Below are 14229 nucleotides of genomic sequence, written 5' to 3' on the forward strand. Positions count from 1 at the left end.
CGGGCATTGCATATGCAATGCCCGCAAACATTATGTAATGAAATACAAAAAGACTTAACTTTTACAGATTTTTACTTTTTGCCTGTGGAGAATCCGGATCCATTTGCATGAGCTCTATCCTGTTTCCGTCAGGATCTCTGATCCAGCTTTGATAGTTTAAATCCTTTCCCCTTACGGGTTCGGAGTCGATATGCACGCCCTTTGATCTTATACTTTCAACAGTTTTATAAATATCGTCCACTTCCAGGCACATGTGCGAATAGCTCCTATCACCATTTGCCTTTTCTTTATCAGCTTTTGCGTAGAATAATTCTATGAACTGATTTTCTGAAACTTTTAAATACTGTATGAATGGATTCCCCTTTTCGTCCCTTAAATCAAAAGCCTTTTTCAATCCCAGTGCATTGCAGTAAAAATCCATCGATTTATCCATGTCTTTTACTTCAAATGCAAGATGTCCAATACCCTTTATCATATTTTAGACCTCCGATATAAATAATTTTCTTTAATTATAATTATACCACTTCTAACAGGCAGACTTCATCCTGAGATTGACGGTCGCTTCATATAAAAACGCTTCCCCGATTCTGGTTGCATCAGATAAGAAACATGTATCCAAAGTCGAATTGCTCTCGTGTAACAAGTTAAGGAGGTGATAAATAAAATAAATTATGACAAAAGTGAGGAGATTAAAATGAATTATATCGAGAAGTTCAGAAACATTGTCGTTGGGATAGATACAATGGTGCCCATAGCAGGGGGCAGATTTACAAAGGCGATAAACTTTGATAATGCTGCCACAACGCCGCCTTTCACCACTGTACTCCATGAAATCATAAATTTTGCGCCATGGTATTCTTCGGTACACAGGGGAACAGGGTTTAAGTCAATGGTATCTTCGGACGAATTTGAAAGGGCAAGGTCCGTTGTCCTCAAGTTTGTGAATGCCGACTCCGATAGTGATACGGTTATTTTTGTAAAGAATACCACAGAAGCACTTAACAAATTATCATATAGATTGTGTCAGGACGATAGAGAATGCGTGATATTATCAACCGATATGGAACATCATTCCAATGATTTGCCGTGGAGGGGCAAGTTCAAGGTAGATTATATAAATACGGATAGTTTCGGAATGCTGGATATGAATGATCTTGAGAGAAAGCTGAAAAAATACGGGGGCAGAGTAAAGCTGGTTACGGTTGCAGGTGCTTCAAACGTTACAGGTTATATAAATCCAATATATAAAATCGCATCGATCGCCCATCACTACGATGCCCTTTTATGTGTAGATGGTGCGCAGCTGGTACCCCATGTCTCTGTAGATATGCATCCTCGTCATGCCGGTGAGGATATAGACTTTTTGGCTTTTTCAGCCCATAAAATGTATGCTCCTTTCGGCGCAGGGGTGCTTATAGGACCAAAGCATATCTTCCAAAAGGGGGAGCCTGATTATGTGGGAGGCGGAACTGTAAAAGTTGTGACCCACAACACTGTATTATGGGATGATCCGCCTCACAATGAGGAGGCCGGTACGCCGAACTTAATGGGTATAGTAGCGCTTTGCGAAGCGATAAAGACTTTGAATATGATAGGCATGGACAGAATACACGAATATGAAACATCAATCACCCGTTACACACTTGAAAGGTTGAAAGTTATTCCAGGGGTAAAAGTGTACGGGGATATATCGGGCAGATGCAAGAGGGTCGGGGTTATACCATTTAATATAGAAGGAATGCATCACAGCAAGGTTGCAGAAATACTCTCCCATGAAGCCGGAATAGCAGTCAGGGACGGCTGCTTTTGCGCCCAGCCATATGTTCAGAAACTTTTGAATACAAAAGATGAAGAAATACAAAAATATTTAAAGGATCCTGATATGTTAAGAGCAGGGATGGTGAGGATAAGTTTCGGCTTTTACAATAATGTCAGGGAAATAGATGTATTTTTGGATATGCTAAGAAAAATTGTATATAATATGGAATATTATTCAAAAAAATACAAAAGCTAAAAACAGTATTGAAATTTTACTATATGCATGAGTATTAAAATTATAGTATAATGGAGGATAGAAATTATGGATAAAAAGTTAAATCTGCTGATATTCAGCGGGGAATACGATAAAGCTCTTGCAGCGTTTATACTGGCGAATAATGCGGCCGAGCTTGGTGCCAAGGTAACCATGTTTTTCACATTCTGGGGGCTTCTTTTAATGAGGGATCCTGATAAAATGACGCTTAAGGATAAAACAGCTTATGAAAAAATCCTTGAAATTACAGTTCCCAAGGGGCTTGAAGGACTGCCCCTATCCAATATGAATATTGCAGGTTTGGGCAAAAAGATGCTTCTTGGGATGATGAAGGATTCAAAATCTCCTACGCTTAAGGAATTTGTATCAAACGCTAGAGATAAGGGAATAAGATTTTGCGGTTGCCAATTATCTATCGAAGTCATGGGCTTTAAAAAGGAAGAGTTCATACCAGAGCTTGAAATAGTCGATGCAAAGGAGTACTTAAAGGATGCCATGGAGGCAGATATGCAGCTTTTTATATAAATACTGCGGGGGTGTTGTTATTATGAGCGTTGGAACGATACTTATTCTGACGGGTTTTTTTATTATAATATTAGTAAATATAGTCAGCATGAAAAAGAATAAGAGGTATTGACTTGTGTTTAGGGGGGTATCTGATTGAAGGAAGTTAAAGAATGGATAAAGAGCTTTTTATTTGCGCTTGCCATCGTAATACCGATAAGCATATTTTGCAGGCCGACTGTGGTCAGGGGATCGTCCATGCAGCCTACCTTATATGATAGGAATATCGTTGTAACCCAGAAAAACATCGGGAGTTTAAAACATGGTGAAGTCGTTATTTTTGATGCAAGGCCCATCGATGATGAGCTATACATAAAGAGAGTCATAGGACTTCCGGGAGAAACAGTTGAAATAAAAGGCGGTTTTGTCTATGTCAATAATAAAAAGTTGGATGAGCCGTATCTTGAGAGCGACACAAGGACGGATCCGGATATGAAGGTAATCGTCCCCAAGGGGGAAGTCTTCGTGCTCGGGGATAACAGGTTGGTAAGCCAGGACAGCAGGGTGATAGGTACAATACCGATAAAAAAAATCAAAGGGCATGCATACTTCAGGGTTTTTCCATTTAATAAAATGGGAAAGTTTTAAAGAAAAGTATTTTGAACAATGGGGGAGAAAATATGTTGATATTAAAAGCGATAATAATGGGAATCGTAGAGGGCATTACGGAATTTATACCCGTATCTTCAACGGGACATCTCATAATCACGGGAAGCATAATAAATTTTACAGGTGACTTTGCAAAGATGTTTGAGGTTGTGATACAGCTTGGCGCGATACTTGCAGTAATATACTATTATAGAAAAAAGATAGCAGGTTCATTAAAGAATTTGGCTCCCGGCAAATGGGGTTTTAGCATGTGGTCTAAAATTCTGATAGCTTTTATTCCCGCAGCCATAATAGGAATACTTGCCGATAAATACATACAAAAGTATCTGTTTTCACCTTTTACCGTTTCAATTGCGCTTATTGTCGGTGCCATAATGATGCTTTTAGTAGAAGCTGCGTTTTCAAATTATAAGACGAACACCATGGACGGCACGACAACCGGCCAGGCATTTACGATAGGCGTTGCCCAGTGTATGTCTTTGTTTCCGGGCATGTCGAGGTCGGCCTCGACTATAATGGGAGGAATGATGGCAGGCCTTTCAGTAAAGGCTGCCGCCGAATTTTCATTTTTCCTTGCCATGCCTACCATGATAGCGGCAACGGGTTACTCGCTCTTAAAGGGTTTTATGGCAGTTACCGCAATTGAATGGGCGGCACTTGCCGTCGGATTTATAGTATCTTTTATTGTGGCCTTGTTAGTAGTCGATATGTTTTTAACATATCTTTCAAGGCATCCTTTAAAACCCTTTGCGTATTACAGGCTGTTTGCAGGTGTACTGATGCTTGTTCTTGTATTGTGCGGCATCGTAAAATAGGAGCCTATCTTTATAACTCTCATAATCCTCTCCGCTGTTTGCTGAAGATAGGAGCTTCCATTTTTAATTGCTTCGTCAAGGGTCATAGGTTTATCTACAATTGAAAATATGCTGTCGAATCCCTTGTCATAGAGCGTGCGGGCATCCTTACCTATACCGCCTGCTATGGCTATGACGGGGATATTTTTTTCTTTAGCCGTTTTTGCAACACCATAGGGAGTTTTACCAAATGCAGTCTGGAAGTCTATCATTCCCTCTCCTGTTATTACAAGGTCAGCTCCTTTTATTTTTTCTCTTAGATTCGTCGTCTCTATTACAATATCGATTCCATTTTTTAATTTTGCATTCAGGAAGACTAGAAGACCTGCGCCGAGCCCTCCTGCAGCGCCGGAACCGGGTACATTTTTTATATCCTGTTTTAAGTCTTTCTTTATTATATCGGCATAATTTGAAAGGTTGCTGTCCAGGACTTTCACCATATGGTCATCAGCTCCTTTTTGAGGACCAAATACGTATGATGCGCCATCCGGTCCGCACAATGGATTGTTGACATCACATGCTGCTACAAAATTGCATTCCCTTAATCTTTTATCCATACCGCTTGTATCTATCTTTTCAAGTCTGCCCAAGGCCCCGCCCCCAAGACATATATCTTTCCCGTCTTTATCTTCAAACTTTGCACCAAGTGCTTTAGCCATGCCTTCGCCGCCATCGTTTGTTGCGCTGCCGCCGATGCCTATAATGAAGTTTCTGCATCCTCTGTTTATAGCATGCATTATAAGCTCCCCCGTTCCATATGTAGTTGTCTTTAGCGGGTTCCTTTTATCTTCCGGTACCAGAGGAAGGCCTGATGCAGCCGCCATTTCGATTACGGCTGTTTTCCCATCGCCAAGTATGCCGTAAAAGGCCTCCACATCATTGAAAAGCGGGCCCTTTACATTTGCTTTTATGATTTTTCCACCCGTGGCATCTGCCAGCGATTGTACGGTGCCTTCACCGCCATCAGCCATTGGTATCTTTGTTATTTCTGCGTCGGGGAAAACCTTTCTTATCCCTATTTCTATGTTGTCCCCAACCTCTTTGGCAGTTAAACTTCCCTTGTATGAATCCGGAGCTACTACAATTTTCATATGAAAACCCCCAATCAAATTTAATACCTATATAAAATATAATCTGTATTTATAATGATGTAAATGCCAAAATATATAAAAAATAATAAGAACTTTTAGGCTTATGATATAACCGCAAGATAGCCACTGAAATGATATTATTAAAATATAAAATATGCGCATGAACGTTTTCGGTGCAATTGAAGGCAAATATACTTTCAATTCGTAATTTGAAATCAGGCATAAATAGGATAAGCTCAAATTACAAATCGAAAGAATCGAAGATAAATGTATCAAAAGCTGTGAAAAAGGTAGTAAAATAGTATTAGAATTTCAGAAGGGGGAAGGGGTTAATATATATGGAGTACTTAATAGGTATAGATATAGGCACATCAGGAACTAAAACGGTCATATTCAATAGACTTGGAGAAACAATAGCATCGCATACTGTTGAATATGAGCTTTTTCAGCCCGAAATAGGCTGGGCTGAGCAGCGTCCTGAGGATTGGTGGAATGCCGTATGTAAAACCATAAAGGCAAGCATTGAAAAAGCAAAAATTTCTCCGGAGGATATCAAGGGCATCGGACTTTCAGGGCAGATGCATGGTTTGGTATTACTGGACAGGAATAACAATGTTATAAGGCCGGCACTTTTATGGTGTGATTTAAGAACCGCAAAAGAGTGTGATGAAATAATGGACGGGGTGGGCCGCAGCAGGATTCTTGATATAACAGGCAACCCCGTGTTGCCGGCATTTACAGCTCCCAAAATACAATGGGTGAAAAACCATGAAAAGGAGAATTTCAATAAAATAAATAAGGTGCTTCTTCCGAAAGACTACATAAAATTCATGCTAACAGGTGAGTATTGCTCCGAATATTCTGATGCGAGCGGAACATCCATGCTTGATATCAAAAAAAGGGAATGGAGCTTGGAAATACTGGATTTCTTGGGCCTCAGAATAAATCAACTTCCAAGCCTTAAAGAATCGTGCGAGGTTATGGGATATGTAAATAAGCGTTCATCCGAACTTACAGGGCTTAAAGAGGGTACGCCCGTTGTAGGCGGAGCAGGGGATCAGGCGGCAGGAGCCATCGGAAATGGAATAGTAAAAAAAGGCATGATTTCCGCAACAGTCGGGACATCGGGGGTCGTTTTTGCATATACGGATAAAGTTACAATAGACAGAGAAGGCAGAGTGCAGACATTTTGCCATGCAATTCCAAATACTTGGCATGTGATGGGAGTTACAAATGGCGCCGGTCTCTCTTTCAGGTGGCTCAGGGATAATCTCTGTGATATTGAAAAATCGATGTCTTTGAAAATGGGCAGGGATCCTTATGAATTTATGACAGCGGAGGCGGAAAAGGTTCCGGCAGGGTGTATGGGCCTTATTTATCTTCCATATATTATGGGGGAGAGAACGCCTCACTTGAATACAAAAGCAAAGGGAGTCTTGTTCGGCCTGTCTGCCATACATACCAAGAATCACATTATAAGAGCCTTTATGGAGGGAGTATCATACAGCCTCAAGGATTGCCTGTCGGTTATTAATTCCATGGGAATAGATGCCGCGAATATAAGGCTGTCCGGCGGAGGGGCCAGAAGCGAACTCTGGAAGCAAATATTAAGCGATATATTCGCATCAAGAGTATCGACAGTGAATTCAAAGGAAGGTCCCGCTCTCGGCGTTGCCATACTTGCGGCAGTTGGGACAGGGATCTACAAAAGCATCCAGGAAGCATGCGATGCATGCATAAAGGAAGTATCGGTAAAGATGCCTATCATGGAAAATGTCAACATATATAAAGACTTTTATGGTGTGTACAAAAATTTATATGTATCTTTAAAGGAACAATACGATATAACGGATGCGATAATTAGAAAATATGGCAAATGACAAAAACAAGCGGCCCCTAATCTAAAGGGGCCGCTTGAATCAGAATAGAAGGCTATAGATCTAAATCGAGTTCAATGACCGTATCATTTTCATCAGGCAGTTTTTGGCTTCCAAGTTCAATAAAAAGATCGTCCGGGTAGTTGCCGGTATTCCACGGCTTTAATAGTTTTACTTCAGAACCGTCTGACAGCAGCCGTGCTTTTGCAACCTTACCGTTTAAGCCCTTAAAATTGATGGGCCCTATGCCTCTATCGTAAATATGCGCATAGAGTTTTTTGCCGTTTTGGGTGTAACGTCCCCATTCAGGTTTAGCATATTGGGATTTTCCGCAGCCATAAACGCTCTTGCTGTTTTGTTTCATCCATTTGCCGACTTCGGACAGTACCTTAAGAGATTCCTCGGGTATTTCGCCTTTTGAATTAGGTCCGACATTTAGAAGCATGTTGCCGCCTTTACTTACACATTCGACAATGGCCCTTATAATTTGTTTTGGAGACTTGAAATCCTTATCTTTTGAGCAGTATCCCCAGTTGTTGTTTAATGTGATGCAGGCTTCCCATGGAAGGGGCAAACCGTCTTCATTCAGTACCCCTTCAGGAGGTATTATCTGTTCGGGACATTCAAAATCTCCTGCATATATTTCGGGATTTCTTGATCTTAGATTTCCTCCAAGCCTGTTATCGATTATAATATCGCTTTGAAGCGAACGGACCATTTTAACAAGTTTTGATGCTTCCCATTTTTCACCCCTGTTATCATCATAGGAAAAATCAAACCATATGATATCTATCTTGCCATAATTTGATAATAACTCTTTGACTTGCCCGTGAAGATATTCTATATATCTTGAGAAATCATGCTTTTTATTTTTAAAATTCTCATTGCCTCTCATTGGATGATGGCTGTCTGAATATGCGGGGTAATCTTCATGATGCCAGTCCAGAAGCGAGTAATAAAGTCCTACTTTGAGGCCTTCCGCATGGAAAGCATCGACATATTCCCTGACGAGATCCCTTCCTGCAGGCGTATTTGTAGCTTTATAGTCTGTAAGCTTGCTGTCGAACAGGCAAAAGCCATCATGATGTTTGGCAGTCAGCACCGCATATTTCATTCCGGCATTCCTGGCGGCCCTTGCCCATTCTCTGGGGTTGTAGTTTACAGGGTTGAATTCTTTAAAGAAAGGCTCATAATCTTCAATGCTCATCCTTTCTTTTGATCTTACCCATTCACCCCTTGCGGGAATCGAATAGAGCCCCCAGTGTATGAACATCCCAAATCTTGCGTCGGTGAACCATTTTGTTCTTTTCTGCCTTTCAAGGTAGCAATCTGTAAGAATATTATCTCCCATTTATATTACCTCCATTTATTTGATGGCAGGATACATTATAAGTTTATCTGAAAAATATTATGGAAAGAACCTTGCAGCTTAGCGATCGAAGTAACATTTTTCAAATAATATTGATATGTAACCGGCCGCGAGCTATCAAAATAAATTATACTTATACTGTGATATAATGTGAATGTAGTTAATTAACAATAATCTGTATAAAATTAACCTGTTGTATTGATTGAAATCAGGGTGAAAATATGAAAAATGAAATGGTAATCCTTAAGAATTATTTTGATAATATGCAGGTGAATTTGCTTACAACAGCATACACCAAATGCTGGAATGACTGGAGAGAGATCGACTATATACCCCAATTCAACAAGTTCTATTACATATGCGACGGCGAGGGGTGGCTTAAAATAGGCAACGACGAGTATTACCCGAAACCGGGGGAGCTCTACCTCATGCCTGCCGGAGTTTTGCAATCCTATTCTTATATAAGCAAAAATACATTTTTGAAATACTGGTGCCATTTTACTGCAACTGTCGGAGATATAAACATATTTGATATTATCAAAACGCCGCTGCATATAAAAATCGAAAACAGGGATGAAATAGAAAACGCGTTTAAAGAACTTATATTAAGCTATAAAAGTACAGGAATTACATCCTCCCTCAGGATAAAATCGGAACTTCTTGGCATAATAGCATTATTTTTTGAGAATTTTTCCGCGGATGATATACATATTTCAAGTTCATCGTCTGTCGGTGCGTTGAGCACGGTAATGAATTATATAGAAAAAAATATCGGGAAAAACATAAATGTCGAAGAACTTGCCAGGATCGCAGGGTTTCACCCAAACTATTTTATAAAATTTTTTAGAAAGCATCTGGGAATTTCCCCCATGCAGTATATAAACAGAAAGAGGATGGAAATGGCCAAAGGGTTGATTAAAGCGACAGATATGACCATATCGGAAATTGCACGGCGGACAGGCTATAAAGATCCTTTCTACTTTTCTAAGCTTTTTAAAAAATATACCGGGTTTTCACCTTCGGAGTATCGTAAAATTTGATGTACGAGTGCAATATTATTATAGTTTCAGGCAATTATTTGTGATGTAATGCAATGTTGCCCAATATATAATAAAATAGAAATATTTCTCGACTGCCGTGAAGATGTAGGAAAATTTATATTTTGTGGGGTGATAAATTGTCTATTAAGCCATGCAGGCCGAAATGGAGAGGCACGATGACGGACAGGGAAAGATTCAACAGGCAGATGCATTACAAATCCGTAGACAGATGCTTTAACATGGAGTTTGGATACTGGGATGAAAATTTTAAGGAATGGCCGCTGTTTTACGAAAACGGAATCAAAAACAACTATGAAGCCGATATATTTTTCAACTTCGATACTATGGATGTAATCGGAGGCAATACATGGATGAGTCCGCCGTTTCCAGATACAGTAATAGAAGAAACTTCGAAGACTAAAGTGATGATGAACGGCGATGGGCTTATTGCTGAAGTCCCCAAAGACGGCCACGATACGATACCGCATTTTATGAAATCCACTATTGTGACGCCGGATGACTGGGAAAAATGCAAAGAGGAAAGGTTCAGGAGGGATGATCCGAAAAGAAGAGTCGATATTGAAGCGCTTAAAAAACAATATCCAGAGGACAGGGATTATCCTCTTGGTGTAGACTGTGGATCCATGATAGGCAAGATAAGGAACATGTTGACATTTCAGGGGCTTGCCTATGCATGTTATGACTATCCTGAAATGGTTGAAGACATGGTAGAGACAAGCTGCATCCTAGTCGAAGACTTCTTGGATCAGGTGCTTCCAAACTTCAGCTTTGATTTTGCATCCGGATGGGAGGATATATGTTTTAAAAATGGTTCCATAGTGTCGGTTAGTTTCTTCAAAGATGTTGTTATGCCGAGGTATAAACGGATCAGCAAGAAATTGCATAACCATGGAATAGATATCTGGTATATAGATTGCGATGGCGATGTAAGGCCGATACTGCCCTATTTTCTAGAAGGGGGAGTAAATTGCCTGTTCCCATATGAAGTAAACAGCTGTATGCATCCTGCCCAACTTTTAAATGAATACGGCAAGGACCTGAGGATAATGGGCGGCGTTGACAAAATGGAACTTGGCAAGGGAAAAGAAGCGATCAAAGCATATCTTGAGACACTGGTTCCTGCAGTTGAAAGGGGAGGGTATATCCCTTTCTGTGACCACAGGTGCCCGCCTAATGTAAAACCCGATGATTATCTGTATTATCTGGATTTAAAGGAAAAAATGTTTGGAATGAGATAAATTAAAACACCCGGCATGATGTAATGTGATATGCCCCCATTATGGTCAACAGTTTTATTATTTTAACTGCCTGCCGTAATGGGAGCATATCAGTATTCCGGGTGCTTTTTTATCTCCAATATTTCCTGAACCTATATGGGGTTACCTTTTCTTGTTCTTTGAAAGTCCTGATAAAATTGCTGACACTTTCAAAGCCTATCCTATAAGCTATTTCACAGACTGTAAGGTCAGTATTCTTAAGCAGTATTTTACTTTGATTCAACCTGTAATTGATGAGATATTCGTAGGGGCCAAAACCAGTATATTTTTTGAACTGCCTTGAGAGGTAATATTTGCTAATGCCGAGTTTAGAAGCTAATGTATCAAGATCAATAGGAGTGTTGAATTCATTTTCAATTTCATTTATGGCCTTTTGTATGATCTCAGGTAAAAACTTTCCGCTGTCATTGCCGTGTCTGCTTATCAAGAAAAGCTCCGTAAGCATTTCAACTATTAAGCATGATGATAAAATGTCTGCCCTTTTGTCTTTTTCCTTTAGAAGATTTTGTATTTTATTCATATTATTATATATAATATTATCTATGCTTTTAAAAGTAAAAACAGGGCCGTTTTCCTTCAATATTTCTTCTGCATAGCCCCTGCTTTCCCCTCCGTTAAAGTGCAGCCAAACCATTTCCCACTGCCCATCCTGATGGCAGCCGTAATATTGGTAGTTCATACAGTCTATCAGAAAAGCATCATTTGCCGATAACGTATAATCCTTCTTCATATATTTTAAATGCCCTTTTCCGCTTAATGTGTACAAAAGAAGTATTGAATTATACCCTTCGCGGTCGGTAAAATAACTTTTCCTGCACATAAAATGCCCAGTGCTTTGAACATAATAAAACAAAGATCTTGCAACAAGAGCAGGAGTATTTTCAATACTCCATGAACAGTCTTTCAAATCCATGGTGTTTTTTGCCCTCATAATTTTACTCCTGATATAAATAAATTGGTTATACAATGTGAACGCAAAATATCACTCAGATATAAAATATAATTGCTCTTTCCATAATATTCTTCAAATAATCTTTATGCACTCTTCCTTTCGGTACGGATGACTGACGATTTTTGTTATGTTATAATTATAATATAAAAAAATATAAAATAACAGTGATTGAATGGTGTTCTATTTAAGAAGGGATTCATAAATGGGTATAAATAATGATAAAAAAATACTGATGAGCAGGACTTTTACAAAGATAATAGTATCTTTTTTTATGATCATCTTTTTTACTATATTGATGGTTTCGACGATCGTTTATTATAAATTCACCAGGGCTACTATATCGGATGTGCAGGTCAATATACAGGAAAAGCTTTCACAGAATATGAACCAGCTTGAATTTATGAGAAATCAGGTGAATGGTGTCGGGGAACAGTTATTAAACGACAGCGATATTATAGATTACCTTTATTTGGATATGCCAGATTCAAAAAATGAGTATATAGTCTCAAGGAAGCTGATGCAGACCGTTGATGCCAATCCCATGATAAATTCCATATATGCTTACAACGGCGGTACCAAAAAGTTTGAAAGCAATATAGGATCGTCAGGTTCCCCTATAGATAAAGAAATGGGGCATGTGGTAACCGAATATGACGGCAGGAGCAGGCTGAAATTTACTCCTATGACATTTACGGATGTGGATGGGAGTGAGAAAGGCATCATCTCGATTGTTTTTAATGACTACTCTAATTTGGACTCGGATAAAAGTAAAAGTATGCTGATAATAAATCTGAAAGCTGATTATGTACGGGATTCTTTTACGCTTTTATCAAATACCAAGGATTCCAACGTATTGATAATAGATAATAATGGTGATGTAATATGCGATTCGAATTTTAAATACTTTGGGAAGAATGTATCTAGCTTTGACTATGTAAGGGATATACTAAAGTCCGATAGGGAAAACGGCTACATGATAGTAAAAAATCCTGGGGGTAAATTTCTGGCAAACTATGTAAGATCGGCCGCAAATCCCTTTATATTTATTTACAACACAGATTATAATAAAATATTGCATGAGAATAACGCGCTGTTGAGAAATATTATCCTGATCTGCCTTGTTATATTGTTGATCTCTGCTTTGATCTCTGTTTTAGCCGCTTATAATATATATTTGCCGTTTTACAAATTGATTAAGAGCGTGAAGCTTAAGTGGAATCTTAGAGAATCGGAGACAAAGAGCGCTGTCAGCTCCGGAAATGATGCTGAATATTTGATGAATGCTTTTTTGAGTATCATAGACAGGACAAACAAACTGGAAGATTCCATCAAAAACAATGTGCCATTTATTAAAAATATGTTTTTGAAGGTGCTTCTGGAAGGGAATATGCTGATACCTTCCAAAGATGTCAATGCAAGGGTTAAAGAGCTGAAATTGAACATATCGAACAGCAGGGCCTCTGTCATATTGTTCAGTATAGATGGTTTTAGGAAGATTTATCAAATACAGGATCAGCTTATGGGAAAGGGTTTGGTATCACAGATCGAAAGCATTATCTATGGCGCTCTTTCAAAGGATAATAAGATTGAAGTTGTAAGTACTGCACAGGATCTGGTTGCCGTTATTGTAAATGTTGACAATGCGGAAAAATTTACTGCAGGTATAAAAGATAAAATAAGGTTTATCCAGGAGCAGATAAAGGTAACATTAGGTGTATCTGTAACGGCTGCAATCGGACTTATGACCAATAGTATCGAAGATATCAATATGTCATATAACGATTGCCTTGAGCTTATAAAATACAGGTTTGTATATGGCTACAATTCCATTCTGGATAGAAGTATAGTTACAAATATGGTAAATAAAAAGATAACTTCTGTAGACAAAATAAAAAAGAAAATCATACAGAATGTTAAAAATTGCAATATAGATCTTGTAAGAGGGGAATTGGATAGACTTTTTGAAATGATTGCCGATAACCAGTACGATTATATAAGGCTTACCATAAACCAACTGGCTCTCGATATCATAATGGCTGTAAAGTCCATTTTAGTTTCTGAAGATTATGATATCGACTTTGGAAATATATATACCGATATTAATGATATCGATACGCTTGAAGACATAAAGACATGGTTTATTTCATACTGCAGCGACATTATAGAAAAATTGAAAGAAAAGAAGAATACAAAGCAACTTGAAATGGTAAAGATTGCCGTATCATATGTCAAGGATAATTTCTATAAACCGGAAATATCCACGGAGTGTGTATCGGACATTGTAGGCCTGACACCGGGTTATTTCGGCAAATTGTTCAGCGAGTACATGGGTAAATCCCTAAACGAATATATTGTGGAGCTTAGAATGATTAAGGCGGGGGAATTGCTTAAAAACAGCGAGGTGTCGGTAAATGATGTCGCCATCGATGTCGGCTATACCAATCAATCTTATTTTACCGCTACATTTAAAAAACATTTTGGCGTGTGACACCGAACCAATACAAAATCGATTATAAAAAAGCACAGGGATTAAAATAGGCTGT

At 38.9% G+C, this 14229-nt stretch carries 12 protein-coding genes; 8 read left to right on the forward strand and 4 right to left on the reverse strand.

Annotation, left to right across the window (positions count from 1 at the left end; all coding sequences use genetic code 11):
- Positions 1-61: 61 nt before the first annotated feature.
- Positions 62-475 carry a VOC family protein gene (locus tag QME45_03240; GenBank protein MDI6617677.1) on the reverse strand — a complete coding sequence of 138 codons (414 nt, stop codon included), beginning with the start codon at positions 473-475 and terminating at the stop codon, positions 62-64.
- Between the two features lie 219 nt (positions 476-694).
- On the opposite strand from QME45_03240, the gene QME45_03245 reads away from it, so the two are divergent.
- From QME45_03245 to QME45_03260, 4 genes are all read left to right on the forward strand, one after another.
- Positions 695-2014: an aminotransferase class V-fold PLP-dependent enzyme gene (locus tag QME45_03245; GenBank protein ID MDI6617678.1), complete on the forward strand. Its 1320-nt coding sequence runs from the start codon at positions 695-697 to the stop codon at positions 2012-2014.
- Between the two features lie 66 nt (positions 2015-2080).
- Positions 2081-2557: a DsrE/DsrF/DrsH-like family protein gene (locus QME45_03250; protein ID MDI6617679.1), complete on the forward strand. Its 477-nt coding sequence runs from the start codon at positions 2081-2083 to the stop codon at positions 2555-2557.
- A 135-nt stretch (positions 2558-2692) separates the two neighbouring features.
- Positions 2693-3184, forward strand: a complete 492-nt coding sequence (gene lepB / locus QME45_03255) for a signal peptidase I (GenBank protein MDI6617680.1) — start codon at positions 2693-2695, stop codon at positions 3182-3184.
- 32 nt (positions 3185-3216) lie between these two features.
- Positions 3217-4020, forward strand: coding sequence for an undecaprenyl-diphosphate phosphatase (locus QME45_03260; protein MDI6617681.1), 804 nt, complete (start codon positions 3217-3219; stop codon positions 4018-4020).
- Here the strand turns inward: QME45_03260 and QME45_03265 are convergent.
- On the reverse strand, positions 3960-5150 hold the full coding sequence (locus tag QME45_03265) for a glycerate kinase (GenBank protein MDI6617682.1): 1191 nt from the start codon (positions 5148-5150) through the stop codon (positions 3960-3962). The genes QME45_03260 and QME45_03265 overlap by 61 nt on opposite strands.
- Before the next feature lie 338 nt (positions 5151-5488).
- On the opposite strand from QME45_03265, the gene xylB reads away from it, so the two are divergent.
- On the forward strand, positions 5489-7030 hold the full coding sequence (xylB, locus tag QME45_03270; GenBank protein MDI6617683.1) for a xylulokinase: 1542 nt from the start codon (positions 5489-5491) through the stop codon (positions 7028-7030).
- Positions 7031-7082: 52 nt separating this feature from the next.
- On the opposite strand, the gene QME45_03275 is transcribed toward xylB, so the two are convergent.
- Positions 7083-8378 carry an alpha-L-fucosidase gene (locus tag QME45_03275; GenBank protein ID MDI6617684.1) on the reverse strand — a complete coding sequence of 432 codons (1296 nt, stop codon included), beginning with the start codon at positions 8376-8378 and terminating at the stop codon, positions 7083-7085.
- A 239-nt stretch (positions 8379-8617) separates the two neighbouring features.
- Between QME45_03275 and QME45_03280 the strand changes: the two genes are divergently transcribed.
- Both QME45_03280 and QME45_03285 read left to right on the forward strand, forming a co-directional pair.
- The gene (locus QME45_03280; protein ID MDI6617685.1) at positions 8618-9436 is read left to right on the forward strand and encodes an AraC family transcriptional regulator; all 819 of its coding nucleotides are present in this window, start codon (positions 8618-8620) and stop codon (positions 9434-9436) included.
- Positions 9437-9573: 137 nt separating this feature from the next.
- Positions 9574-10695 (forward strand): uroporphyrinogen decarboxylase family protein, encoded by a 1122-nt coding sequence (locus QME45_03285; GenBank protein ID MDI6617686.1) that lies wholly within the window; start codon positions 9574-9576, stop codon positions 10693-10695.
- 109 nt (positions 10696-10804) lie between these two features.
- Here the strand turns inward: QME45_03285 and QME45_03290 are convergent, their stop codons facing one another.
- Complete coding sequence (locus tag QME45_03290; GenBank protein MDI6617687.1) at positions 10805-11665, reverse strand: AraC family transcriptional regulator; 861 nt, start codon at positions 11663-11665, stop codon at positions 10805-10807.
- Positions 11666-11888: 223 nt separating this feature from the next.
- Here QME45_03290 and QME45_03295 point away from each other — a divergent pair, with 223 nt between their 5' ends.
- On the forward strand, positions 11889-14174 hold the full coding sequence (locus tag QME45_03295) for a helix-turn-helix domain-containing protein (protein MDI6617688.1): 2286 nt from the start codon (positions 11889-11891) through the stop codon (positions 14172-14174).
- Positions 14175-14229 lie beyond the last annotated feature (55 nt).

The organism is Clostridiales bacterium (assembly GCA_030016385.1).
Taxonomy (GTDB): domain Bacteria; phylum Bacillota; class Clostridia; order Clostridiales; family Oxobacteraceae; genus JASEJN01.